This window comes from Bacillota bacterium (assembly GCA_013178045.1).
Lineage (GTDB): Bacteria > Bacillota > Ch66 > Ch66 > Ch66 > Ch66.
Window position 1 is genome coordinate 17,591 of record JABLXP010000016.1, and the last position, 22,210, is coordinate 39,800.

24 protein-coding genes and 1 pseudogene are annotated in these 22,210 nt (G+C 46.4%); 6 read left to right on the forward strand and 19 right to left on the reverse strand.

The window, feature by feature from the left end:
- Nucleotides 1–51 precede the first annotated feature (51 nt).
- The 7 genes from HPY81_08170 to HPY81_08200 form a co-directional block, all read right to left on the reverse strand.
- Nucleotides 52–696, reverse strand: a complete 645-nt coding sequence (locus HPY81_08170) for an HAD-IA family hydrolase (GenBank protein ID NPV27401.1) — start codon at nucleotides 694–696, stop codon at nucleotides 52–54.
- Nucleotides 697–727: 31 nt separating this feature from the next.
- The gene (locus HPY81_08175) at nucleotides 728–2,140 is read right to left on the reverse strand and encodes a HAMP domain-containing histidine kinase (GenBank protein ID NPV27402.1); all 1,413 of its coding nucleotides are present in this window, start codon (nucleotides 2,138–2,140) and stop codon (nucleotides 728–730) included.
- Nucleotides 2,141–2,145: 5 nt separating this feature from the next.
- Complete coding sequence (locus tag HPY81_08180; GenBank protein ID NPV27403.1) at nucleotides 2,146–2,826, reverse strand: response regulator transcription factor; 681 nt, start codon at nucleotides 2,824–2,826, stop codon at nucleotides 2,146–2,148.
- 235 nt (nucleotides 2,827–3,061) lie between these two features.
- Nucleotides 3,062–4,204, reverse strand: coding sequence for a PDZ domain-containing protein (locus HPY81_08185; protein ID NPV27404.1), 1,143 nt, complete (start codon nucleotides 4,202–4,204; stop codon nucleotides 3,062–3,064).
- A gap of 142 nt (nucleotides 4,205–4,346) precedes the next feature.
- Nucleotides 4,347–5,180: a carbon-nitrogen hydrolase family protein gene (locus HPY81_08190; protein NPV27405.1), complete on the reverse strand. Its 834-nt coding sequence runs from the start codon at nucleotides 5,178–5,180 to the stop codon at nucleotides 4,347–4,349.
- A 13-nt stretch (nucleotides 5,181–5,193) separates the two neighbouring features.
- On the reverse strand, nucleotides 5,194–5,592 hold the full coding sequence (locus tag HPY81_08195) for a YjbQ family protein (GenBank protein ID NPV27406.1): 399 nt from the start codon (nucleotides 5,590–5,592) through the stop codon (nucleotides 5,194–5,196).
- A gap of 23 nt (nucleotides 5,593–5,615) precedes the next feature.
- On the reverse strand, nucleotides 5,616–6,590 hold the full coding sequence (locus tag HPY81_08200) for a DMT family transporter (GenBank protein NPV27407.1): 975 nt from the start codon (nucleotides 6,588–6,590) through the stop codon (nucleotides 5,616–5,618).
- Nucleotides 6,591–6,811: 221 nt separating this feature from the next.
- On the opposite strand from HPY81_08200, the gene HPY81_08205 reads away from it, so the two are divergent.
- The 4 genes from HPY81_08205 (at nucleotide 6,812) to HPY81_08220 (ending at nucleotide 9,687) form a co-directional block, all read left to right on the forward strand.
- Complete coding sequence (locus HPY81_08205) at nucleotides 6,812–8,233, forward strand: ATP-binding protein (protein ID NPV27408.1); 1,422 nt, start codon at nucleotides 6,812–6,814, stop codon at nucleotides 8,231–8,233.
- Nucleotides 8,234–8,300: 67 nt separating this feature from the next.
- Nucleotides 8,301–8,474 carry a hypothetical protein gene (locus HPY81_08210; protein ID NPV27409.1) on the forward strand — a complete coding sequence of 58 codons (174 nt, stop codon included), beginning with the start codon at nucleotides 8,301–8,303 and terminating at the stop codon, nucleotides 8,472–8,474.
- A 234-nt stretch (nucleotides 8,475–8,708) separates the two neighbouring features.
- Nucleotides 8,709–9,014: a zinc-binding protein gene (locus HPY81_08215; GenBank protein ID NPV27410.1), complete on the forward strand. Its 306-nt coding sequence runs from the start codon at nucleotides 8,709–8,711 to the stop codon at nucleotides 9,012–9,014.
- Between the two features lie 376 nt (nucleotides 9,015–9,390).
- Nucleotides 9,391–9,687: an ATP-binding protein gene (locus HPY81_08220; GenBank protein ID NPV27411.1), complete on the forward strand. Its 297-nt coding sequence runs from the start codon at nucleotides 9,391–9,393 to the stop codon at nucleotides 9,685–9,687.
- Between the two features lie 54 nt (nucleotides 9,688–9,741).
- Here HPY81_08220 and HPY81_08225 read toward each other — a convergent pair whose 3' ends face one another.
- On the reverse strand, nucleotides 9,742–10,041 hold the full coding sequence (locus HPY81_08225; protein NPV27412.1) for a transposase: 300 nt from the start codon (nucleotides 10,039–10,041) through the stop codon (nucleotides 9,742–9,744).
- Between the two features lie 436 nt (nucleotides 10,042–10,477).
- Between HPY81_08225 and HPY81_08230 the strand changes: the two genes are divergently transcribed.
- The gene (locus HPY81_08230) at nucleotides 10,478–10,696 is read left to right on the forward strand and encodes a type II toxin-antitoxin system Phd/YefM family antitoxin (protein ID NPV27413.1); all 219 of its coding nucleotides are present in this window, start codon (nucleotides 10,478–10,480) and stop codon (nucleotides 10,694–10,696) included.
- On the forward strand, nucleotides 10,693–11,115 hold the full coding sequence (locus tag HPY81_08235; GenBank protein NPV27414.1) for a PIN domain-containing protein: 423 nt from the start codon (nucleotides 10,693–10,695) through the stop codon (nucleotides 11,113–11,115). The genes HPY81_08230 and HPY81_08235 overlap by 4 nt, the downstream gene beginning before the upstream one ends.
- A gap of 736 nt (nucleotides 11,116–11,851) precedes the next feature.
- On the opposite strand, the pseudogene HPY81_08240 reads toward HPY81_08235, so the two are convergent.
- The 11 genes and pseudogenes from HPY81_08240 to HPY81_08290 all read right to left on the reverse strand — a co-directional run bounded on the left by HPY81_08240 (nucleotide 11,852) and on the right by HPY81_08290 (nucleotide 21,302).
- Nucleotides 11,852–12,031: pseudogene (locus HPY81_08240) on the reverse strand (hypothetical protein).
- The gene (locus HPY81_08245) at nucleotides 12,021–12,650 is read right to left on the reverse strand and encodes a hypothetical protein (GenBank protein NPV27415.1); all 630 of its coding nucleotides are present in this window, start codon (nucleotides 12,648–12,650) and stop codon (nucleotides 12,021–12,023) included. Before HPY81_08245 ends, HPY81_08240 begins: the two are co-directional and overlap by 11 nt.
- Nucleotides 12,631–13,137, reverse strand: a complete 507-nt coding sequence (locus HPY81_08250) for a hypothetical protein (GenBank protein ID NPV27416.1) — start codon at nucleotides 13,135–13,137, stop codon at nucleotides 12,631–12,633. The genes HPY81_08245 and HPY81_08250 overlap by 20 nt, the downstream gene beginning before the upstream one ends.
- Nucleotides 13,138–13,146: 9 nt before the next feature.
- A complete protein-coding gene (locus HPY81_08255; protein ID NPV27417.1) occupies nucleotides 13,147–14,298 on the reverse strand; it encodes an SAP domain-containing protein in 1,152 nt (383 codons plus the stop codon).
- A 59-nt stretch (nucleotides 14,299–14,357) separates the two neighbouring features.
- Nucleotides 14,358–15,215: a nucleotidyl transferase AbiEii/AbiGii toxin family protein gene (locus HPY81_08260; protein ID NPV27418.1), complete on the reverse strand. Its 858-nt coding sequence runs from the start codon at nucleotides 15,213–15,215 to the stop codon at nucleotides 14,358–14,360.
- A complete protein-coding gene (locus HPY81_08265) occupies nucleotides 15,212–15,805 on the reverse strand; it encodes an abortive phage infection protein (protein NPV27419.1) in 594 nt (197 codons plus the stop codon). The genes HPY81_08260 and HPY81_08265 overlap by 4 nt, the downstream gene beginning before the upstream one ends.
- 134 nt (nucleotides 15,806–15,939) lie before the next feature.
- On the reverse strand, nucleotides 15,940–16,560 hold the full coding sequence (locus HPY81_08270; GenBank protein NPV27420.1) for a DUF3841 domain-containing protein: 621 nt from the start codon (nucleotides 16,558–16,560) through the stop codon (nucleotides 15,940–15,942).
- Between the two features lie 196 nt (nucleotides 16,561–16,756).
- Nucleotides 16,757–16,927, reverse strand: a complete 171-nt coding sequence (locus HPY81_08275) for a DNA-binding protein (protein ID NPV27421.1) — start codon at nucleotides 16,925–16,927, stop codon at nucleotides 16,757–16,759.
- A 210-nt stretch (nucleotides 16,928–17,137) separates the two neighbouring features.
- Nucleotides 17,138–18,772, reverse strand: a complete 1,635-nt coding sequence (locus HPY81_08280; GenBank protein NPV27422.1) for a recombinase family protein — start codon at nucleotides 18,770–18,772, stop codon at nucleotides 17,138–17,140.
- Complete coding sequence (locus HPY81_08285) at nucleotides 18,720–19,700, reverse strand: recombinase (protein ID NPV27423.1); 981 nt, start codon at nucleotides 19,698–19,700, stop codon at nucleotides 18,720–18,722. The genes HPY81_08280 and HPY81_08285 overlap by 53 nt, the downstream gene beginning before the upstream one ends.
- Nucleotides 19,701–21,302, reverse strand: coding sequence for a recombinase family protein (locus tag HPY81_08290; protein ID NPV27424.1), 1,602 nt, complete (start codon nucleotides 21,300–21,302; stop codon nucleotides 19,701–19,703). It lies immediately after the preceding gene.
- Nucleotides 21,303–22,210 lie beyond the last annotated feature (908 nt).

Here is a 22,210-nt window from a genome sequence, read left to right on the forward strand (position 1 = left end):
TTAGTTTTCCGATTATGTTAGGCGATAATGTTGGAAAATTAAGTTAATCTTTTAAACGCCTGAATCAAGCCAGTCGATTAATTCACTCCACTGTTCAATCAACAAATCCGGCTCGTTCATTCCCAGTTCTTCCCGCGTCGCCATCCCCCAGGTTACGCCAATCGTTTTGGTACCGGCCCGCCGACCGGCCAGAAGATCAAAGGGACTATCTCCCACATAAACAGCATCGATAGGTTTTATTCCCAGGCATTCCAACGCCTTTAGTACCGGTCCGGGTTCCGGTTTGTGCGAGACAACGTCCTGAGCGGTAATCACGACATCCATATACTGAACTAAGTCAAGATATTCTAATGAACGCAGCGCTACGTCCCGGCCCTTGGAAGTCACCACCCCCAGTCGGTAATCCTGCCGCTGTAAGTGTTCCAAAAGTTCTTTCGTCCCAGGGTAAGCCCTGGTATAGACGTCGTGGTCAGTGGTGTAGTAGTTTCGGTAAACGGTGACAAAATAATCGGCCCGTTCCTCCCCGGCGAAGTGATGGGCGATCTGGGCCAGGGGCAGGCCGATCATTTTCATCACGTCGTCATCCCCCCAGGGAATGGCCAGTTCTTGAAAGACCCGGTAATAGGTCTGACGGATCAAAGCAAGGGAATCAACCAGGGTTCCATCCAAATCAAACAATACTGCGGCAATCGTCATTTTAGCACTCCTTCAACAAAAACGTTTCCTTTCATAAAGTATATATCGGCAGCCAGACAGTAAAAGTACTTCCCCGACCAATCGCGCTTTCCACCTCGATCCGTCCAGCATGTTCATCGACGATCCACTTGGCGATCGCCAACCCCAAGCCGGTCCCTTCCCCAAAACGAGCCCGGTCGGCCCGATAAAAACGCTCAAAAATGTGTGGCAGCTCATTCGGGGCGATTCCGATCCCGGTGTCGATGACTTTTACCCCTGCCCAACCGTCCTGCCGGCACGTTTCTACCCGAACACGACCGCCTGGCGGAGTGTACTTCACACCGTTATCAATTAAAATCAACAATAACTGTTTGAGGTAATCAGAATTGGCCAGGACGCCAATCCCTTCCGTGGCCGATAAATCACCGACCACGAATTCAACCTGATTGGATAGGTGACGAGCTGACCGAAAAATTTCTTCCAACTGCTGATTCAGGCCGACCGGTTTCTTGTTCAGTTTCAGTCCCGCATCAGCCCTCGCCAGCACCAGTAAGTCCTCGACCAGCCGGGACATCCGCTCTCCTTCGCTGGCAATGTCTGCCAGGGCTTCCGCTCGAACGTCGGGATCAGTATCACCCATTTTTTGCAACAATTCAACATTACCGCGAATGGTAGTCAACGGCGTCCGCAGTTCATGGGAAGCGTCGGCCACAAAACGTCTCTGGGCTTCATTGGCTTCGGCCAGCCGTTGGTAAGCTGTACTCAGTCTGGCCAGCATTTCGTTAAAGGTATCGGATAAACGGCCAATCTCATCCCGGGGTCCAGTATATTCCAAACGCCGCTCCAGGTCCTGGGCCTCCTGAATCGCCGCCACTGTGTTGGTGATCTCATCAATCGGTTTCAAAGCGGTATGCGCCAAAAACCACCCTAATGTGCCGGCCAAAGCAACGGTGAGAGAGCCCACCAAGATCAAAACCAGCCGCAAGCGGCCCAAGGTTAAATCAACCGGCTGCAGCGACCGACCAACCTGCAGAACGCCAATGGTCCGGTTGCGCCAGATCAGCGGTAGGCTATAGATCCGCAAGCGCTGGTCACCGGAAAGGACAGTCTCATAAAAAGCCTGTCCTTTCCCTGCACAGTCCAGGGTTTCCTCACTTAAAGGCAGGACCTGGGCGCCCAAATTTTTCGACCTGGCCAGCAACCGGCCGGACACGTCCACAACCTGCAGAAAAGTGTTTGGCGCCGCAAAAACATTGACATCAGGTAGGCTAACTTGAACTGGAAAAGGAAATTGTTCAACGATCATGATCGATCGTACGACTTCATTCGCCTTGGTGGCAATTGAAGCATCTACTTCCTCGGCGAGTTCGTAAGCCATATAAAAATACAGGCCCACCCCAAACAATAATAAGGTTAACCCCAAAACCGCCGTATACCATAAAGTCAAGCGCCAGCGGATCGACATTTTCTTCACTCCTTAAGCACATACCCAACCCCACGTACGGTATGAATCAAGCGCTTCTCTCCCGCGCCCTCCAGTTTCTGCCGCAGCAAGGCCACATAAACCTCTAACACATTCGATTCTCCACTGTAATCATATCCCCAGACCCGCTCCATCAATAGCTCCCTGGTTAAGACCTGGCGGGGGTGCTCCATAAAAGCCAGAAGAAGTTCGTATTCTTTAGCCGTGAGACTGATCAACCGATCGCCCCGCCTAGCCTCCCGGCTCGCCTGATCGAGACTGAGATCAGCGTAGCGCAAAATGGTTTTGCCCGGGTCCTGCCCCGGCCTAGTTCTTCTGAGCAGTGCCCTGACCCGGGCCAATAATTCCTCGAAAGCAAAGGGTTTAACCAGATAGTCATCAGCACCCGTATCCAGTCCCCGGACCCGGTCAGCTATTTCGTCACGGGCCGTCAGCATTAAGATCGGAACATCGCTCCCGGCTCTCAGCCGCTGGCACAACTGCCATCCATCCATTACTGGCATCATCAAATCCAGAATGACCAGATCCGGTTGGTGTTCCATCGCGAGTTTCAGTCCCTCACTGCCGTTGTTAGCAACATCCACGGTATAACCGGCAAAGCTGAGGCCACGCCGCAGTAAAGCCGTAATTTTCCGGTCATCATCAACCACCAGAATTCTAGGTGACATCTAACTTTCACCTACCCAACAGATCATGATCTCTTCTATCTCTTCTTTCGAATTCTGCAAAGATCTTTCTTCTTCCTGCTTGTCTTCATCCTTCGTAGTGTTTCCTTAATCATTGAAAAACAACTAAGTCTTCCGAATCTAGAATTAGGGAAGAGAAAGGCAGGTACATACACCACGTTTACCCGCCTTTCACTAATGCTCTTATTGAATTTCTTTATCCAAACAACTGTATATTCTATAAATTCTTGGTTTGCTTTTCACCAATCGTGACGGTGATCTCCTGGGTCTTGCCCTTTCTATTCAGCTTCACCACCACCTGGCTGCCAACCGGTGTCTGAGCTACCTGTTCGACCAGGTCTTGCGGGTTTTTGATCGCCACCCCGTTATATTCTTGAATCACATCGCCTGCCTTCAGACCCGCCCGTTCAGCTGGACTGCCTGATACGACACCATTCACCACGGCACCAACGGCCTGTTCCAAGCCCAGTGACCGGGCAATCTCCTTGGTTACTGGCAACAAAGAGACCCCCAACCAGGGATGTGCTACCTTGCCATTATTGATCAGGTCTTTCAGCACCCCCTGGACAGTGCTGGTCGGGATGGCAAAACCAATCCCCTGGGCCTGAGCATTCACTGCAGTATTGATTCCAATTACCTCGCCCCGCAGGTTGAGTAAAGGTCCACCACTGTTGCCCGGGTTGATCGAGGCGTCTGTCTGCAATAAATTACGGTACTGTCGATCCTGCACCGTAACAGGACGGCCTTTGGCACTGATTACACCCACCGTGACAGTGTGATCCAGACCGTACGGATTACCAATAGCGATGACCCACTCCCCAACCCTGGTTTTGTCAGACTCACCCAGTTGCAAAAATGGCAAGTCCTTCTCCGCCTCAACTTTGAGGACAGCCAAATCAAGATCATGGTCTGCCCCAATCAGTTTGGCTGGCAGTGGTTGATCATAGCCCAAAATCGTCACTGAAATCTCGTCTGCGCCATCGACCACGTGTTCATTGGTTAAAATATATCCGTCCTTGGTAATGATAAAACCTGAGCCCAAACCCTGAGAAACTCTAGGCCGGGACTGAAAACTCCCCCCAAAAAACTGACGGAAAAAAGGATCGTTCAAAAACGGATCCATCGTGGCACTACCCCGCACGGTGGTACGGGTTTCGATTTTAACCACAGCTGGTCCAGTTGCCTCAACGATGTCAGCGATCGTGTTGGGTTCGGTGGGTATCTGCAGTTGCGCCGGCTGTGCCTGAGCACCCGCATTACCAACGTCCCCGGCTAGCGTGGCCTGCGGCGACCAGTTGATCTGTAGGACAAGTGTCAGCAACAACACTACCACCAGGCTAGCCGCGATCGCGCCGGCCATGGCCAGAACGCCACCCGTCCAGGGGCGAGTGTTGAAAAATTTGCGCATCTTAAACCCTCCTCAAAGTAATTTTTAGTTTTTCCCTGCTGTCTAAAGCATGCCACTAAAACCTTAAAAAAATCTGAAAAAAGCTTAAAGAAATTTAAAAAGTCAGGCTAAGCTGATATAGGTCGGTGCGCCGATGTTTTAACAGGGGGAGTTCTTCTCTCACCCGGTGTAGGTGTTCCAGGTCAATCTCAGCCAAGATGATCTGCTCTTTTTCGTCGGCTGAAGCAATCACCCGACCCCAAGGTTCCACCACCAGCGAGTGCCCATAAGCCACGTAGCTGGCAGCTTCGTTTCTGGCAGGAGACGCCCCGACCACATAGACCTGATTATCAACCGCCCGCATCCGCAACAACACCTCCCAGTGGGCCGGCCCGGTCGTCATATTGAAGGCCGCCGGGACTACAATCACCTGCGCCCCTAGCAATGCCATCAACCGCAGCAACTCGGGAAAACGCAGATCATAACAAATCACCACGCCGATGGGGCAGTATTCAGTTTCCACCACGGTCAGGGTATTACCCGGGGCCAAGGTATCTGATTCGCGGAAGCTGAGCCCGGAAGCCAGCTGGACATCAAACAGGTGTATCTTCCGGTGGCGGCCCAAAAGTTCTCCCGAAGGGCTAAACACAAAAGATGTGTTATAGAGGCGCTCTCTATCCCGTTCAGGGATTGAACCCCCGATCAAGTAGATCTTTTCTTCTCTGGCAGCCTCCTTCAGCATCTGGATCGTCTCACCGTTCGGAAAAGTTTCCGCATACACTGGAAAACTCTTATTTTCGTGTGGACAGTTAAACATCTCGGGTAAGACTACCACCTGGCCGCCAGTTTGGGCGGCTGCTTTGATCATCGCTCTGGCTTGCTTGAGGTTAACTGTTTTATCATCCACGACTGTCAGCTGGCAAACCGCCAGTTTGAACTTATCCCGCATCTTGCCACTCCTTTTAATCCGCGACTATCTTAACCAGGACTTTTCTCGTCCTGGGACCGTCAAACTCACAAAAATAGATTCCCTGCCAGGTACCCAGCACCAGGCGTCCCGCTTCAATAAACACCACCTGAGAAGGCCCAAACAGGCTAGCCTTGATATGGGCATCAGAATTTCCTTCGGTGTGACGATACGCCAGGTCGTGCTGGGGAATAACCTGCTGCAGTTTCATCAGCAGGTCTGCAACCACATCTGGATCGGCATCCTCATTAATCGTCAGACCAGCGGTAGTATGAGGAACAAAGATATAGCAAACGCCACTGGTCACTCCACTTTCCCGTACCAGTTCCGCTATTCTTGAGGTAATATCAATCAATTCATTTCTCTGCCGGGTTTGCAAGGTTAAGGTTACCATCCATGTGCTCCCCCTTTATTTTCTCAATTACTTATAACCTTCTGCTCCGCAACCATTTCAGCTTGCGGCTCATCGGCTCGGGTTCGCGTCGTTAGATAAACACCAGTCAACACTAGGGCACCCCCGACCAGCACCAACCCCGTGATATTCTCGTCAAACAAGATGAGCGAGGTGACCAGCGCCACCAGTGGATTGAGATAGGTGAACATCGCCGTTTTCGCCGCCCCCAGCCGCTGCACTCCCCGATACCAGAAAAAGTAGCCGATTACTGAACAAGTCAAGGCTAAATAGCCCGCTGCCCCCCAGGTAGCCAGCGATAGAGTTGGTAACTGCTGTACAAAAGTCACTCTGGTCAGTGGCGTCGAAATAAAAGCCAGCGGCAGCAGCAGCAACGTCCCGAGCAAGGAAAGATAAGCCACCACAACGAAAGGGTCATATTTACCCACAACTCGCTTGCCGGCCAGGGTAAAACACGACCACATCACCGCGTTGAAGAGAATCAGCAGATCGCCCTTTAGAACCGACTCGCCATGGGTTAAGTAAAAATTCCCCTTAGTAATCAGCAAAAAGAGACCGACAAAGGCGACCAGCATCCCCACGTAATGCTGCCTCACCAGCCTTTCACCACCCACCCTGGCAGCCAAAAGGCCAGTGATGATCGGACTCGTCCCGATGATCAAAGCTGTGTTCACCGATGTGGTATGCGTCAAGCCATAGTATTGAACAACGAAATAGGCAGAAACCCCTAAGAAGCCCAACCAAACTAACCTCGGTAGATCCGCTAGTTCAATCCGCCACACATTCCGCCGCAGAAATATCAGCGCCACCCCGAACAGCAACGAAGCCAGGATAAACCGCAGAATGACCAGGTTAACCGGTAAGAGTTCACTCATGCCGATTTTCGCCGCCGCAAACGATGTCCCCCAAAAAAATGAGGTTAGAACCAGACCGAGGTAGGTTCCCAGATGCGAAACTTTAACGCCACCCCTGGCTGTCATTCATCCTTCTCCTCTTCACTAAACTGATTAATTCTACATATTATCATCATACACCGATTGTTCCCCCCGGGTAAAGACCATCACTAATGCCGCTCAAACCAAGCATCCCCATAATCTACAGGTATTTAACAGAAAAACCGTTTTTAAAGGAATTCCTTTGCACAGCAAGAAATAGGAATATATCTCAGAATTCTTTTAGACATCATCAGGAGGTTTGCCTTATGTCAAGTAACTTTTCGCTCAATATCGGTTTGTTTGCGCAAGCTCATCAAGCCAGTCGCCGATTGACGGTTTTTCGCCACTTCCTGACTGACCCAATTTTTCAGAATTTCATCCGCTTGCTCGACCTAGCTGGAGCTGCATCCCCAGACGCTGGTGAACTGACCGACCTCTACCACTATCTGGTTGGGCAGCTGGCTACTGCCAGCGAATCAGCTTGTCCTCCCATTGTGGGTGACGCCTGGCAGAACTATCTGTTAGACCTGATCCTTGATGCCGAAAACCCGTTCACCCGCCAGGCCGAACTGGGGCCGAACGTTAAGGGTTCTTTACTTGAGGCTGCTCGCAACGACCTTCAGTGCCTGGAGCAATTGTTCCGGCTTGACACCCGCATGGTCCGCCAGACCATTGCCGAGATCGTAAATTTTCTTCCCAGCCCAACTGACAGACAAGCCCCAGTTTCCCCAGTTTCAGAGTGGCCATTATGGGACAACTTTTATAATCAGGCCAGGAATTCTTTGGTCATTCCCAACAGTCGGGAACGGTGGCAAATCAAGCAGCTTCTGTTCAGAACCATAGACTGGAGGACCTGCCTCGACGACCTGATAAGTTACTACACTGCCGGCGGGGTCGGCCTGTTCGGCCGCTACCGGGCTTTCCGCTGGGTACGCCACAATTCTCAGAGTGAATTTCAACCAGTTCCCGAACCTGATCCCGTTCGGTTGGATGATCTGATCGGCTATGAAGCTGAAAAAAATGAGATCCGGCGCAATACCGAGAAGCTGCTCCGCGGTTACCCGGCCAACAATATTTTACTCTACGGCGACCGGGGTACCGGCAAATCCTCGACCGTGAAAGCCCTGGTCAACGAATATGGTGACCAGGGACTACGCCTGATCGAGGTGCCCAAACAGTATCTGACTGATTTTCCCGTCATCATCCAGCACCTAAGGCGCCGGCCCCAGTGTTTCATTCTCTTTGTCGATGACCTCTCGTTTGAGGAGCACGAAGTGGAATACAAAGACCTTAAAGCCATTCTCGAGGGCGGTCTGGAATCCCGTCCATCCAATGTCCTGATTTACGCCACTTCCAACCGCCGGCACCTGATCAAGGAGAGACTGAGCGACCGGCAGATTACGGCCGAATTAGGTGCCGATGATGAAGTCCGCCGTAATGATACCGTTCAGGAAAAACTTTCGCTGGCCGACCGGTTCGGCATGACCATTATTTTCCCCTCACCCGATCAAGACAGGTACCTGGCCATAGTAGAAGGTCTGGCCAAACAGCGCGGCTTGCGAATCAGCCGTGATGACCTCCGCCGCCGGGCCCTGCAGTGGGAAGTCTGGCATAACGGCCGCTCGGGGCGGACAGCCCGCCAGTTTATCGATCACCTGACGGGTGAATTAGCCCTGGATGTTTATTAGTTGTACCCTTTAATATCTTGTTTAAACAATTAAAAACTGGACAACCTAACGTTGGGAGGTGCTTTGGTTGAAAAAGAAAGCAACCACTACGAGTTGGGTTGTGACCGGACTCGGAGCAGCCGTCACGGGACTTGGTGCGACCATGTTAGGCAGCCGCTTTGGGGCTGGCGTTATGGGGTTTGGCCTGGCCCACGTGACTCTGGGCCTGCTTGACATGCTGCGACCAAGCGTCCGGGATTAGTGGTTACCCTCCCTTAAACGGCGTCAAGGTCTGACTTTGGCGCCGTTTCTACATCAGGGAAGTAATATCCACACTGATAATCCCTTAAGTTCAATAATCTGACAATTAATTAATTCACAATCCATCTTGCCAGTAGGGCTTAAATAGGTTATAATTATGTTTGCCTTGATCTTTAAGTTAACCTCCTTATGGGGTAATGAAAGTTCAAGAGTATGCCCCGAAAGGAGGTTTACAATGTTTCAGGACAAATATTTAACCTGCAAAGATTGCGGAAACGAGTTCCTTTTCTCTGCAGCAGAACAAGAATTCTACGCAGAAAAAGGGTTTACAAACGAACCAGGTCGCTGCCCAGCGTGCCGACAAGCTCGTAAACAACGCAGTGCTGGCAGTACCCGTTCCCGCAATGAACGCCCAAGGTACAGAGCGATCTGTGCATCTTGCGGTCAGGAAACAACTGTCCCGTTTGAGCCCACCGCCGGCCGACCGATCTACTGCCGGGATTGCTTCCAGCAACAACCGCGGCGAAGATACGCCTACTAATTACTAAATCAATACTGGAGATTACTTTGAAGGCCGAAGGATTAAACCTTCGGCCTTTGATTTGCCAAAAAAGTTTCTTTACTTAACCAAATGAGCAAATGTGGTGTGTTCATTCTGTGATAATGTCACCTGAAATATTCTCTAGAAAATGTCACTTCGGTTAAAATGAAAGGAAGCAGCAGAGATTTTAAGCCTAAGCGAACGCCAGGTAAAACGCATTAAAAATGGGGTCAAGGAATATGGCGAGGCGTTCGTAATCCACAAAAATAGAGGCCGGAAACCTCCGCATGCTTTAACTGATGGGGTTAAAAACTTAGTTGTCAATCTTAAAAAATCGGAGAAATACTCCAAAGCCAATTTTTCGCATTTTCAGGAACTGCTTGAGGAATATGAATCTATTAGCCTTAGCAAGCCTTCGGTCTACAGAAATAGTTGTGTCAAATGGGTTTTCCCGTTATGTAAAGCTTTACATAATGGCAAAACGCACCTAGCTATTGCCATTGCCTTTTCCGTGTGCCGCAAAGGTAAACGGGTTCGCTTTACCACCGCAGCCAACCTGGTAAACGAGCTGTTGGCTGCCGAAGAACACCATGAATTATTGCGCTTGCAAAGAGTCTGGAAAAAATACGATTTAGTTGTAATCGACGAACTCGGCTACGTTCCCTTTATGTGATCGCTAAAATAAAAGTGGCTCTTCCGCACTTTTGATGCCAATTAGACAAGTTTATTATGAGGCTACCCTCAACAACTTGTTGATTCCTTCTACGGGACCCTGGCTCCATGATTCGGTTAAACCAGCATAAACAGCAGCAAAATCTTTGTTCAGGGAGACAGCAAAACGCTTGAGCTCCGGAATCCCGCTGTTATGCACGGCATTTAGCCACGCTGGGAGAACATGTCCAGCTCGATGCCGTACCATGGTATGAAATAAGTGCACCAGCGTATACCCCCGTTGCAGTTCAGCGTTAGTCCTAAGAAGTTGAGTCAATAGCTCACTTACGTTCCGGGGCAGGTCTGGTATTAGCAAATGCCAGCGATCCGCTACTTGACGCGCCCAGGGCGCACCATGTGGATGTTAAATGATAAAAGCCAAAAGTGGTGGCCACAAAAACAGGTTGCTAATAGTTGCCATAATCTACCATATTTCTGTATCAAAAGTGCGGAAGAGCCACTTTCGTATTGATGATCGCACGCGCCACCCTGGTTGGTGCCGTCTTTGGCCATACGCATCACCTCACTTTTCTGCAAACTCTGCCGGGGAATATGCCCTATTTGAAACCGCGATTTTTTCACGCGTGACCGCACGCCCGCTCTGCGGCGCACAATATTTTTAGAATTTACCGCCCCTACTAGATATTTTATATCGCACTATATCAATAGCACATTTTTTATTGACATATTCGCACTATTTTAATATACTATAAGTGCAAAACTATACCCAAACCGGAAAGGAGGGTCTTACTTTGATTATTACTGCTACGGAGTTGAAAACAAATATCGGTAAATACCTTCAACTTGCCGAAACACAAGATATCATCATCACAAAAAACAACAAGCCGATTGTTAAGCTAACCAGCTTGCGCGAAAACAAACTCAATATTCTTAATGACCTCGTCGGCATCGTTAAAGACGACGGCTACACGCTGGATGATGCCAGAAAGGATAGGTTATCCAGGCAATGAGGATACTGATTGACACCAATATCGTTCTTGATGTCTTATTGCGCCGCACTGATTTTTTTGATGCGTCTTATAATGTGTTAAAACTGTCCGCTCTCGACAAAGCTGAAGCCTTAGTTACCGCCAACACTATTACCGATATCTATTACATCTTGCAGCGTGCAAACAAAGATCATGCAAAATCTAAGGAAGCCATCGTTAAGTTGCTGAATCTAGTCAGCATCGCCGATGTCCTTGCATCGGATGTTATGAATACATTATCAAGCAAAATAACGGATTTTGAAGACGCTCTCGTCGGAACCATTGCTAAAAGAGTAAAAGCTGATTACATCGTCACCCGCAATGTAAAAGATTTTCATAATTCTCCGGTACCTGCTATCGACCCAAAAGACTTTCTTGCGCAATTTGGCAACAGAGAATAACTCTTTGATTTCCTTCGGAACAGGTGGTCGGAATGGGTTGGAATATGCATTTCCTCCCCCGCCCACGGAAACATATCCAATTCCTCCCAAAAGCCCATAAAGCCTTGCACTGCAAGGCTTTATGGGCTGTGTTTTCTTTTGAGCGATACTACAACCTCGATGTGCCCTGATGGTATGAAAAAGATACCGTTTGAAGCTGGTGTCCTTTTTACGTCAGGGTATATCTAAGAAAAAGTCGCCCAAGAATGTGATTTTTTGCTACCTGATTTACTTACAATAATTGTATTGAATAAAACCTTCAAAAGCGTATTCATCTCTTGAAGGCTTTATTCAATACAATTTTTCATCTCAGGGATACTCCAAGTGTTTTTATAGCTTTGAGCAATTTACTCCAGTGAATTGGGTACCTATTGCTTCCGTGTATTTTCAATGATTTCCCATTAAGAAAAGAAACAATCAATTCCCATTGCGTTCCGTCCAAAACATGTGGATCAATGTAGCGTTTCTTCCAGTCGGCAATATAACAGCGGTAAAGTCTATGTATGAACGATAACCATTCATCTGCGCTAAGTTGTTTTTCTATTGTTTCCGATTCAAGAAGGTTACTGGGCAAGCATACCATTACGGCACCGCTTTCGGTCTTTGTAACTGTTAATGACTGATAGCCATCAAAGCAACCTCCAATGCAGAAATGGAAAGAAGTCGTTTCGACTTCCAGAGCAGCTGTTGGTGCTCCAAAGTCCTTTTTACACTTATTGCAGTGATACGCAGGGTCGCACTCGGTGATGCAGCACCCGCCAAGTACGATCTCCCCCTTGCTTAGCTGTTCTTCTAGTTTGGGACCCATCGCAGGCATACCATATAGAATTTTTGCTACTTTCTTCGATCCACATCGCGGACAAATCCTACTTACCATAATCTTTTAACCCCGCATAGTGTTGACGTATTGCTTGGCCCAACCCACTGAAATCACTTTTGATTGCGCCCAGGCTAATTAGACGATTTAAACTGATCGATTTCTGGTTACCTATCGCTTGATCCAGTGCCTTCGACGACAACGTGAAAAACTCCCATTGGCTCAGGTCGAGCGGATTAAGCGTATCCTGATTCTTATGTTTCAGCACACAAAACACATAAACATCGGCTTGCCGCAAGAGAGAATCATCGTATGTATTTTCTTTGCTGTCCCACGCATGAGTAGGACGGATGCCAAAGCGAATCTGAGAAAGCTCTTTTTGTGCCCATGATTGCAAGTAAGCGGATGCTTTAACTTCGATACGGATACCGTCAGATGAAAGTAAATCATAGCTTTCCCATGAGCCGCTTATTCCGTCCGTAGCGCTAACGGCCATTGCCACAATAAATTCAGCCAGCTTACCTCTTTCTGTATTTCCTACAAGGTCAGAAAACGCCCAAGCCCAAAAATCATATAAAGTTTTATGAAGACCATCTACACCGTTTAGAAATGTTTCTTTTCCGGTTTTCTTTTGAATGGAAATGGCAGGGTAGCGTTTATCAGACAACCGTATCACCATCCAGCCTTTTCAGTGCTTTACAAATCCTCTTATATGTATTCTCAAACTGAGGTATTATGCTTTCACCTGCATACTCCATCCTCTGCTTTATTGCAGTTAATATCTCGTCAGTAGTTTCAAATTGCTTCCAGCCTGGTTGAGAATCTATCAGACTGCAACAATCGATGAACGCCCGAAGGTTTTTCTGTACCACCGCCAGTTGCTCCAAGACACATTTTGTATCAGATGCATTAAGCGCATCAATAGCCTTCTGAATTATTGCGTTCATATCTGCACCCCATATTGCAAATCGGGAGTAAGTCGCCCTTGTTTCCGAATCGCAAACCTTGGAAAGAGCTCGTCCCAACCGTTGCATGGTCATTGATTCATCATCAAACCCTTGAAAATATCGTGTATGGGCTTTTTCAAGGCCGGAGGGTACTTTTTGATAATATTCCATTACAGCACTCAGCGTACTATATCGAATCATTCCTAATCGTTCATTCATAGTAACACCTCAACATTTAATGCCTGGAAAACGCTGCTTGAACCGCCGCTTTGCCTTGGCATATATCTTTGTTAAAGCATCAATATCCTCCCGACTTTCCATTAATACAATATCTACACATTCTTCTGGAGTGAAAAGATGAAAAGGCGCGCTCAATCGATTAATTCGGTCAAGCATCACCGCTTTAAGTTCATCGTCCGATAAATTAAGTTCTTTCTGACAGTGTATAACAGCGCTTGTTATGCCAGGTGCCATTATCACTGTAGAATCTTTATAAGGGAAAAAATGCTCAGCATAAATATCCAGATACTGTGGTTCATAGTTGTTGCCAAGACCGCTCAAATCATAAAATACCACTTCTGATAACATGCCCAACGCATCTTTTACCTTCTTTTCCTCCATCAGAAAATTATACATATGATATCGGCAGTTTCTGTATAAGCCAAAGTTACCGGCTGCGAAGTGTTCCATGCTGCGCTTATTAAGATAGCCCCATATTTTATCACGGTAGGGCATATAAGGTGGCTCATGGATTATTTTGTTAAGCGTCCATATATCCAGATCCTCAATTTGGTGCCGATGTATGTATGGTACATAGCCTTCTTCAGCAAGTGCTTGCTTCCCGAGTTCAGTTAACTGATATGTTCTTTTGGTAAAACGGGAGTTGAGTTCTTCATGAGGAATCTCTGTCATCAGACGTTGTACCAGCTCGTCTTTTTTACCGCTCACTTTAAGCCCGTATTTTTTCAATTCCTCCTTGAAGACTGTCGCGGTTTCTTTTTCAATGGCACTCTGTAAGTTTCCGATTTGCAGAAATCCTCGGTCGAGCAGGGAACGAAGACATTTATCAACATCCCTCACACCATACCTGTACCACCAAAAGCCTTGGAAAGAATTACCTTCCGTATAGTACGAACCAGCATAATCAAGAACCAGCACCTCATGAGGATATAACCCGTGCTTGCTTACAATGGCGTCTTTGATTCTTTTCTCGGCCGGAATAACTTCATCCGTTACCGATGGTATTATTTCAGATGTTACCTTTACGAAAGACGATATATTCGATTTTGGCTGTTTTGCTGTTCCGGTCGCCATTTTATTTGATGCAACAGGCTTCACGCTTTGGGCTAGTTTCTTTCTGAAAAGGTCAAAGAATGACATGATTGCCCCCTCCTATGTAATTTATATCGTTATTTTCTGAAGGCTCGATATGCAACATTTTACTTATCCGCATCCCTGCCAAAGGCTTTGCGGTATATCATCCTTACGCTTGCTATCGCCTGTATCCAAGTTAAATCAGCCGCATAACTGTTTTTTTGCTGATACCGGCTCCATAATTCTGCGAGCACCTGTGACTGTTCTATCTCGCCCATGTTATCATGTCCGGTTTCCAGGAGGCGGTTATAGCTGCCTCTTTTTTCTGCTGTATTTTTGAAGGCCTCGGAAAACAAATCCCAATTGATATCCTGAGTCCTTAGTGTTGTCAGTATGTAGACGTCATAATAATCACGCATTCTTGTGCTGGTGGTGCTTCTTGATAAAATAGTTTCGAGCTTTTCAGCCAGAACCGTTTCAAGATTATAAGCCAGGATACTGATGCTTCTGTTTTCAAATAACAGCTTAAAGGAATATTCCTCTGCTCGTGGAGTAATTTTATCGCCGGCCGTAATATCCACCTTCATGACCTGCCTTGTTTTATCAAGCACAGCCTCTATGGATACACGGATTCCAGGATAATCGGATTCATCCCGAATATTCTCAAACCCCTTCAGTGTCATTGTTACGCCGTCATCCACAGGGCAGGCCAATATTGCCTTCATTGCTTCCTCCAATGCTTCCTCGGAAAGCGCAATCCCTCTGATGGTTGCATCCATATCCATTGTGGAGCGGGTATCAATACCGACCATTGCCGCTACCAGCATGCCGCCCTTTAATATAAATTTATCGCGAAAGGGGGACAGGGATATCCTCTCCAATAGCCGCTCAAGCATGAAGTTTCTTAAAATTATTTCGGCCTGCACGCTTTTTTCCTTTGATAGATTTCGTATCAGCGCCTTCAGTTGAGCCGATGTGTTCATAGCAGAACCTCCAGATAATTTCTTAAAACCTTCTCAATTCTCAAAATACCTGCATATTTCATTAGCTGGTTTAAATCCTTGTCTGATCTGCGGACATATCTTTTGAGCGCATCCGATACCACTGAAGCGTCTTGGTTATTTCTGTCCCGAAGAATATCACAAATGGTGCGCTCCATATTGTATGTCCTGATGTCATTTCCGAAAGCGGTCTGCTTAATACAGATCCCAAGGTCAAGCAATTCTTTTTTGATGGTATGCACAATCAGTCCATCTTGATTTAATTTGCTGGTGTTGTATCCTGTTGGAACTGTCACGCTATACGCCACCGGATCACGATCCGTTAAATCATGTAAAAATAAGGCTGTTTCATGGGAGTATACCATCTTGCTTTTCCGCAGCTGGTGGATCAGCATCTTATCCTCCCATACTTCCGGCGTGATATAGATGCCATGAGCAATCCGATCAAGCTTACCCTGCCTGACAAACTCACTCAAATACTCCCTGTGAATGTCATGAGCATCTGCAAGCTTGGCAGTGATTACACCTTTGCTGCTTTTCATCAAAGCTTCCAGTTTTTCTAATCCGGTCATCATATCACCTTCTTGACAATTTTGCTTTTATTATATTTTAGAAAAGCATAATTGTCAACACGACTGCAACCTAATGGAATCAAACAGATAATATCCAGTTGACTTACAAAAAAACTCCAATCTATAACCTAACATTATTTAGCAATGAATACTTCAGCTTTAACAACCTGTTCAAGCCTTACTTGCCATAAGGTTGCTTGAATCGATTTAGTTTCTAAACTTCCGTATAACCACCCATCATCTTCTTTGCTCAAATCAAAAATTCGGTCCCAGCTTTTAACTATTCTTTCCCTGAGCAAGAGCATGTCGTTGCTTTGAATTTGAAAATTCGGTAGATCATGCCATGTAAATCCCGCATTTGTATAAGCACGCTCAAAATCAGCATCATCTTCTTCGTCGGAAGGTAAGTACCAGTAATTTAATGGATAGTGAAACAAATCAAAGTCTGAAAGAAGGACATCCTTATCATCAATATCAATTGTTAATTGAACAATCTTCTCACCGCGCTTTGCATAACCCCCTTCTCTCATGTCCCGTCTTTTTCGTTTTCCCTCCCATTGATACCATGCCCATACAGGGTAACGAATGCTATCGCAAGTCGGGTTTATATTCGCTTCGATCATTTTACGAGCCATCCAGTCATAAGCGTAACGAAAGTCATCTTGACAAAACAGATGACTTTCGTTTGCGATAAGTATTCCAGTTTCAAGCATCCTTTCATAAGCAGGATAATGTTGGATTGTCCATAAAATCATTGTCTGTTACCTTTAACACTCATAGTTTATTTCGGTTTGCTAATTGCTAAGACTTTCGATGTATCATAGTCTCCGATATTTCTTGAAACGGCTCAAAAAAATAGCTATCTAAATTTACTCTGTTTTGTTCGAACAAAGTAATATTTTTCTTTTCCATATATTTTCTAAGCAATCCGTCCATCCGTAATTCCTCACCTTATTTTTTAGTCTTGCGTAAGTCTTCTGGTTTTTGTGCATCAACAGGAATTAACCATGTCCTTCCTATCCGCTTGGCACCACTAATTCTCCCATCAGCACAAAGCTGTTGTACTTGCCTTGCAGTGATAGCCCATTTTATTGCTATATCTTTAGTAGAAAGATATTCCATGATATCCTCCATTTCGGCAAAATATCCCAATTTATTATTAAGTATACTTCGCTTAAACGCAGTTTGTCAATCAAAAGTGTATAAAGCTTTCGGTTACGCAATACACCGCCATGTTACATAAGAATTCCTTGGCAGTTGCACTCTCTACATGAATAAAACAACCACCATCCTGCTTTTTCACAGTTTGGCGGTTGTCTCTTCTGTGTAATGTTATTTTTTGCTCAGCTCCTGCTCCATCTCCAAACCCGATTTAAATTTTATGATAATCTTCTCCTTTGACATGACCTTGATGCTTTGTATAAGCTGCCTGACAAGCTGGTTGTCAAAATTTGATAATTTACATTCTGCGGCGTTCAGGAACTTCTTCATATCCTCGATTCTTCGCTGGAAGCTGTCTTGCCTGGCTTGTTGCTCGGTATACTGCGTTTTTATCTTCTGAAGCTCTTTTAACTCGGCGGAGATTTTAGCATAGTGCTCGTCAAAGTCCGTATTATCCGCTCCACATCTTGCATTTTCCTTTACGAAGCCTATCATCTCATTTTTCAATTCCGCAATCCGTTCCTCAATTTTTGCTATGTCCATCTGCTTGGCTCGGTTGCCCATCACCAGCTGAATATTGGACTGGAGCGTGTCCACAAAATCCCCCTTATCCTGTATGAGGGAATTGAAAGCATCCATAATGCCTCTATGTAAAACTTCTTCATCGATGGTAGGGGAATTCTGGCAGTGTTTTTTCCCGTACTCCAGCCTGTTTAAGCACCGCCAGACAATCCTTTTCTCGCTGTAGGCTGTCCAGGATACCCGTCTATAAGGCTTGCCGCACTCTCCGCATATCAATAATTCGGTAAGAGCATATATTGAGCTGTATTTCCCACTGTCGGTTTTGGTTCTTTTTTCAGCACTCTTTTTAATGTTAGCCCGGCGTGCTTTTTCTTCCTGTATCCGGTGAAACAAGTCTTTGGAAATGATGGGCGGATGGCTGTCCTCCACATAATACTGCGGAACAATTCCATTGTTTTTAACTCTTTTCTTTGTGAGGTAGTCTACGGTGTAGCTTTTTTGCAGCAAGGCATCTCCCATATACTTCTCATTGGAGAGCATGTTGTTAATAGTAGTTGTAGACCATTGATTTCTTCCGGTAACGGTTTTAATGCCGTTTTCCTCCAGGTACTTTTTAATTTGGGTAATGCTTAGGCCCTCTAAATACAGCCTGAAAATCAGCCTTACTATTTCTGCTTCCTCCGGCACTATCACCAATTCACCGGCCTCATTCTTTGTATATCCCAAAAACTTGTTGTGATTGACCATAACCTGTCCTTTCTCAAACCGGCGGACCACACCCCACCTTGTGTTGGTGCTTAAGGAACGGCTTTCTTCCTGGGCCAGGCTTCCGAGGATGGTGATGAGAAATTCTCCGGTACTGTCCAGGGTGTTGACGTTTTCTTTTTCAAAGAACACGCCGATGTTTTTTTCTTTCAGTTTCCGTATGTATTGAATGCAGTCAAGGGTGTTTCGTGCAAAACGGCTGATGGATTTTGTCAGCACCAGGTCGATCTTGCCTGCCATGCAGTCTTCAATCAATTTATTGAAGCCTGTCCTGTTTTTTGTGCTGGTGCCGGATATGCCCTCATCGGCATAGATGCCTGCAAACTTCCAGCCTGGGTTTTTCATAATCTCCATCGTGTAATAATCCACCTGTGCCTGGTAGCTGGACTGCTGTTCCTCCAGCTCCGTGCTGACCCGGCAGTAAGCGGCCACTCTCAGTTTTTTTATCTTTGCTTTTTCCTTAAAATCATAAATCGGATTTGCAGGGATTACCGATACTGTTCTTTGTCCCATCGCCATGGGCTTTTCCTCCTTTTCCCCGTAGTTTATATGAAGTGCTCAACATCACTCCGTTGATCAGTTCAAACCGGAGCTGCCCGGTGCTTTCTACCGTAATGCTTTTGATGGTTGCTTTGAATAAAGCCTCATCAAATGTATTAATGGGCTTGCAGCTCTCAAGCACCGCTTTCAATTTTCTGGTTTTATATTCAAAGTCATCCACCTGGGAGATTCGATATTGTTCTACAGCCCTTTTGAATAGCAGCTGTGCCATATCCGACGGTTTCAGATCGTTTTGGCCGAGTCCGCTGGATATTTGCGATTTTATCTTCCTTAATTCTGCACTCTCAGCAATTGCATTAACTGCTGAACGCTTTTCTATCATTTCAGGGTTCTCCATCACCCGGTTGATAATTTGTATAAAGCATGCTTCAAGCTGCTTGTCGTCAACCACGCCACTTTTGCAGCAGACCCTATTGTCAACGATATACCGTTTGCATTTCCAGTAGCATTTTTTGTTTTTGTCATGGTGTTCGGTGTACCTTTTGAAAACACTGCCGCATTCCCCGCATATCAATCTGCCGCTGAAGGGGTAAGTGCTGGCGATGCCGTTGGCATAGTAATTGACATTTCTGCCAAGCTGGGTGTTCTTTTCTTCCCTGAGCCTGTTAGCGGCATTGAATACTTCCTCCGGGATAATGGCAGGATAGAAGTCACTTCCGGTGTATTTGCAGTTGCTCAAAATTTTTCCGATGGAGCCGTGATTCCAGGAGGGCTTTCCATTGGCATTGGGAACCTTCATTTCCGTCAGATCCTTTGCGATCTGCTTCAAGGATATGCCCGATATAAAATCATTGAAGATTTTCCTGACCAGGTCTGCTTTTTCCGGTTCGATGGCTACGGCTCCGTCTATGATTTTATAGCCGAAGGGCATATGTCTTTGTGCCATTTAGACCACTTCCTCTCCGATGGTTTCTGGAAGCTCCAGTCCGTTGATCAGGCGGAAGGCGATTTCAAGCTTGGATTTTACGATGATCTTTTCTACCATCAGCGAAAATATATTTTCATCAAAGCTCTCCATCAGGTCATCCTGCTTTTTGAGAAAAGCAATCAGTTCCTCCGTTCTGGCAGCCTCGTCATTAAATCCGTTATATTCGAACAGCTTGCTTCGCTGCTTTTTGGCTTCGCAGAGCTGCTTGGTGATCAGGTTGCTTTGCTCAATAAAAAGAACAGAGTCAAGATATCCTTTCGACCTCAGTCTACTCAGTACATGACTCTGTTCCGTAAGTTCCGTTATTTTTTTATTGATTTCCCTGACCTGGGATTCATACTCCCTGCCGCAGTGAAGCTTTTTCAAATCCTCGGCCAGGGGGGTTAATATTTTGTCATGATTGCTTTTCAGCTTATTATAGAGATTGATGAATGCAGCTTTGATGTGATTGTCCTTGACAGCTGTCATGCTGCATTTCGCCCGATTCATGATATGCTTGGTGCAGCACCACTGCACGGTTTCATAAGGTTTGCCTTTGAATATGATTTGCCTTTTAAAATTACTCCCGCATTCACCGCATTGGATTTTGCTGCTGAAGGGGTACCGTTGGTTGTATTTCCGGGTGTCTGTATCAACCATGGATTTTTCAATTTTTCGCTGCTCCATAATCTCCCTGACTCGTTCAGCCTGCTCTTTTGAAATAATGGGTTCATGGTCGTTGGCGATGTAGTAGCACTGTTTTTGTCCCCGGTTCCGCTTTCGTTGGAAGGGCAATGTGTCGGTGGTAAAGGTTTTCTGAAGGAGCATGTCGCCGTAATATTTTTCATTCATGAGTATTTCCTTAACCACATTTTCTCCCCAGGCTTCCGCCCCTTTTCTTGTTGGAACTCCTTCTTCCGTAAGCTCCTTTGCGATGACATACGTTCCTTTTCCATTCAGGTAATCGGTGTAAATCCTTCGGACAATAGCGGCTTCTTCTTCATTGATGACGATTCCTCCGTCCTTACCCTTCATATAGCCGTAGGGAAGGTAGGAAGGCTTCCATTCGCCTTTCATGAACCTTTTTTGTATCGCCCACCGGTTATTTTTGGAGGTAGAAATGGATTCCTCCTGGGCAATGGAGCTTAAAACCGTCATCAGCAGCTCGCTTTCAGCAGACATGGTGTTGATGTTTTCTTTCTCAAAGAAGACTGCAATCCCCAGCGCTTTTAACTTTCTCACCGTCTCAATGCAGTCGGCGGTGTTTCTTGCAAATCTGGATATGGACTTGGTGATGACCATGTCCACCTTTTTGGCTTCACAGTCGGCAATCAGCCTTAGAAACTCGTCACGCTTGTCTTTGCCGGTGCCGCTGATGCCTTCGTCTGCATAAATTCCCGCAAAAGTCCAGGCATCGTTGTTTTCTATCAACCGGGTGTAGTACTCCACCTGTGCTGAAAAGGATTGAAGCTGCCCGGTGTGGTCCGAGCTGACCCGGCAGTATGCGCACACCCGCAGTTTCGGAGCTTTAGCTTCTGCTTCCATACGATGGATGGGCTTGATGACTCTTACCTTTGCCATACGCTTCCTCCTTTCGCTTTTCAGTACTTGATGCTTTATCAGCAACACACAGTACCACACAACCCCGGCCATATCAAGTATTTTTACACATATACCTCTGCTAGAGTTGGAGTGAATGAATTCCGATTTAATCTGTCAATTTCTTTAAATTCAGAAAGAGTAATAAGCCCTTTTTCAAGCATGCTGTTCAGCAGCGAAAGCGCTATTTTATACTTGATTTCATTGTTTATTTGAGTCTGTGACATGGTCTTTTATCCCCCTTTACATTTTGCTTTAATACCACAAGGATGCAGCGGATTTAAGTTCCGCTGCATAGTTTCTGATATCAAAGCGGTTAAGCTTGTTATCATTCTTCATCCTGTGCTCTATTTGCCGCTGCTTCCCAAGCACCGGGGCAACAGCTCAAACTGCCTGTGGTCAGCAGGCATCACAGGAATTCCACCTCCCCGAGAACCTCCGGGCTGCACTCTGGGACTCAACCTCGACTATGCAGGGGTATCATTGTAGGCTGTTCAGGTCCTGGCGAAACAATCCACCACAGATTGTTTTATGGTCAAACATTTATCGCTCATAGCCTTTGATGCCATCGGTTTGACGAGCAAAAAATGCCCGCAGGCTGTCTTGGCGTGTTTACCAATGTCGCTTTCCGTTTCAGCGGCTGAACAGCTAACGTATTTGAGCTGTTGGATATGTAAGGCTTTAAGGCTTACAAGCGAGCCTTTGCCGGCAATTTTTCAAAGAGCAATAAGGGATAAAAAATACCCCTTCACTTTTTAAGCCGAGAGCCTTTTGCAATTTTCCAACACTTGATTTACTAAGGATTTTAGGGCCATAAAAAAGGACTTCACCCCAATTTGGAGAAGTTTTCAAGTAACCAAACCGAAAACCCCATAAAGGAGTGAAGTCAC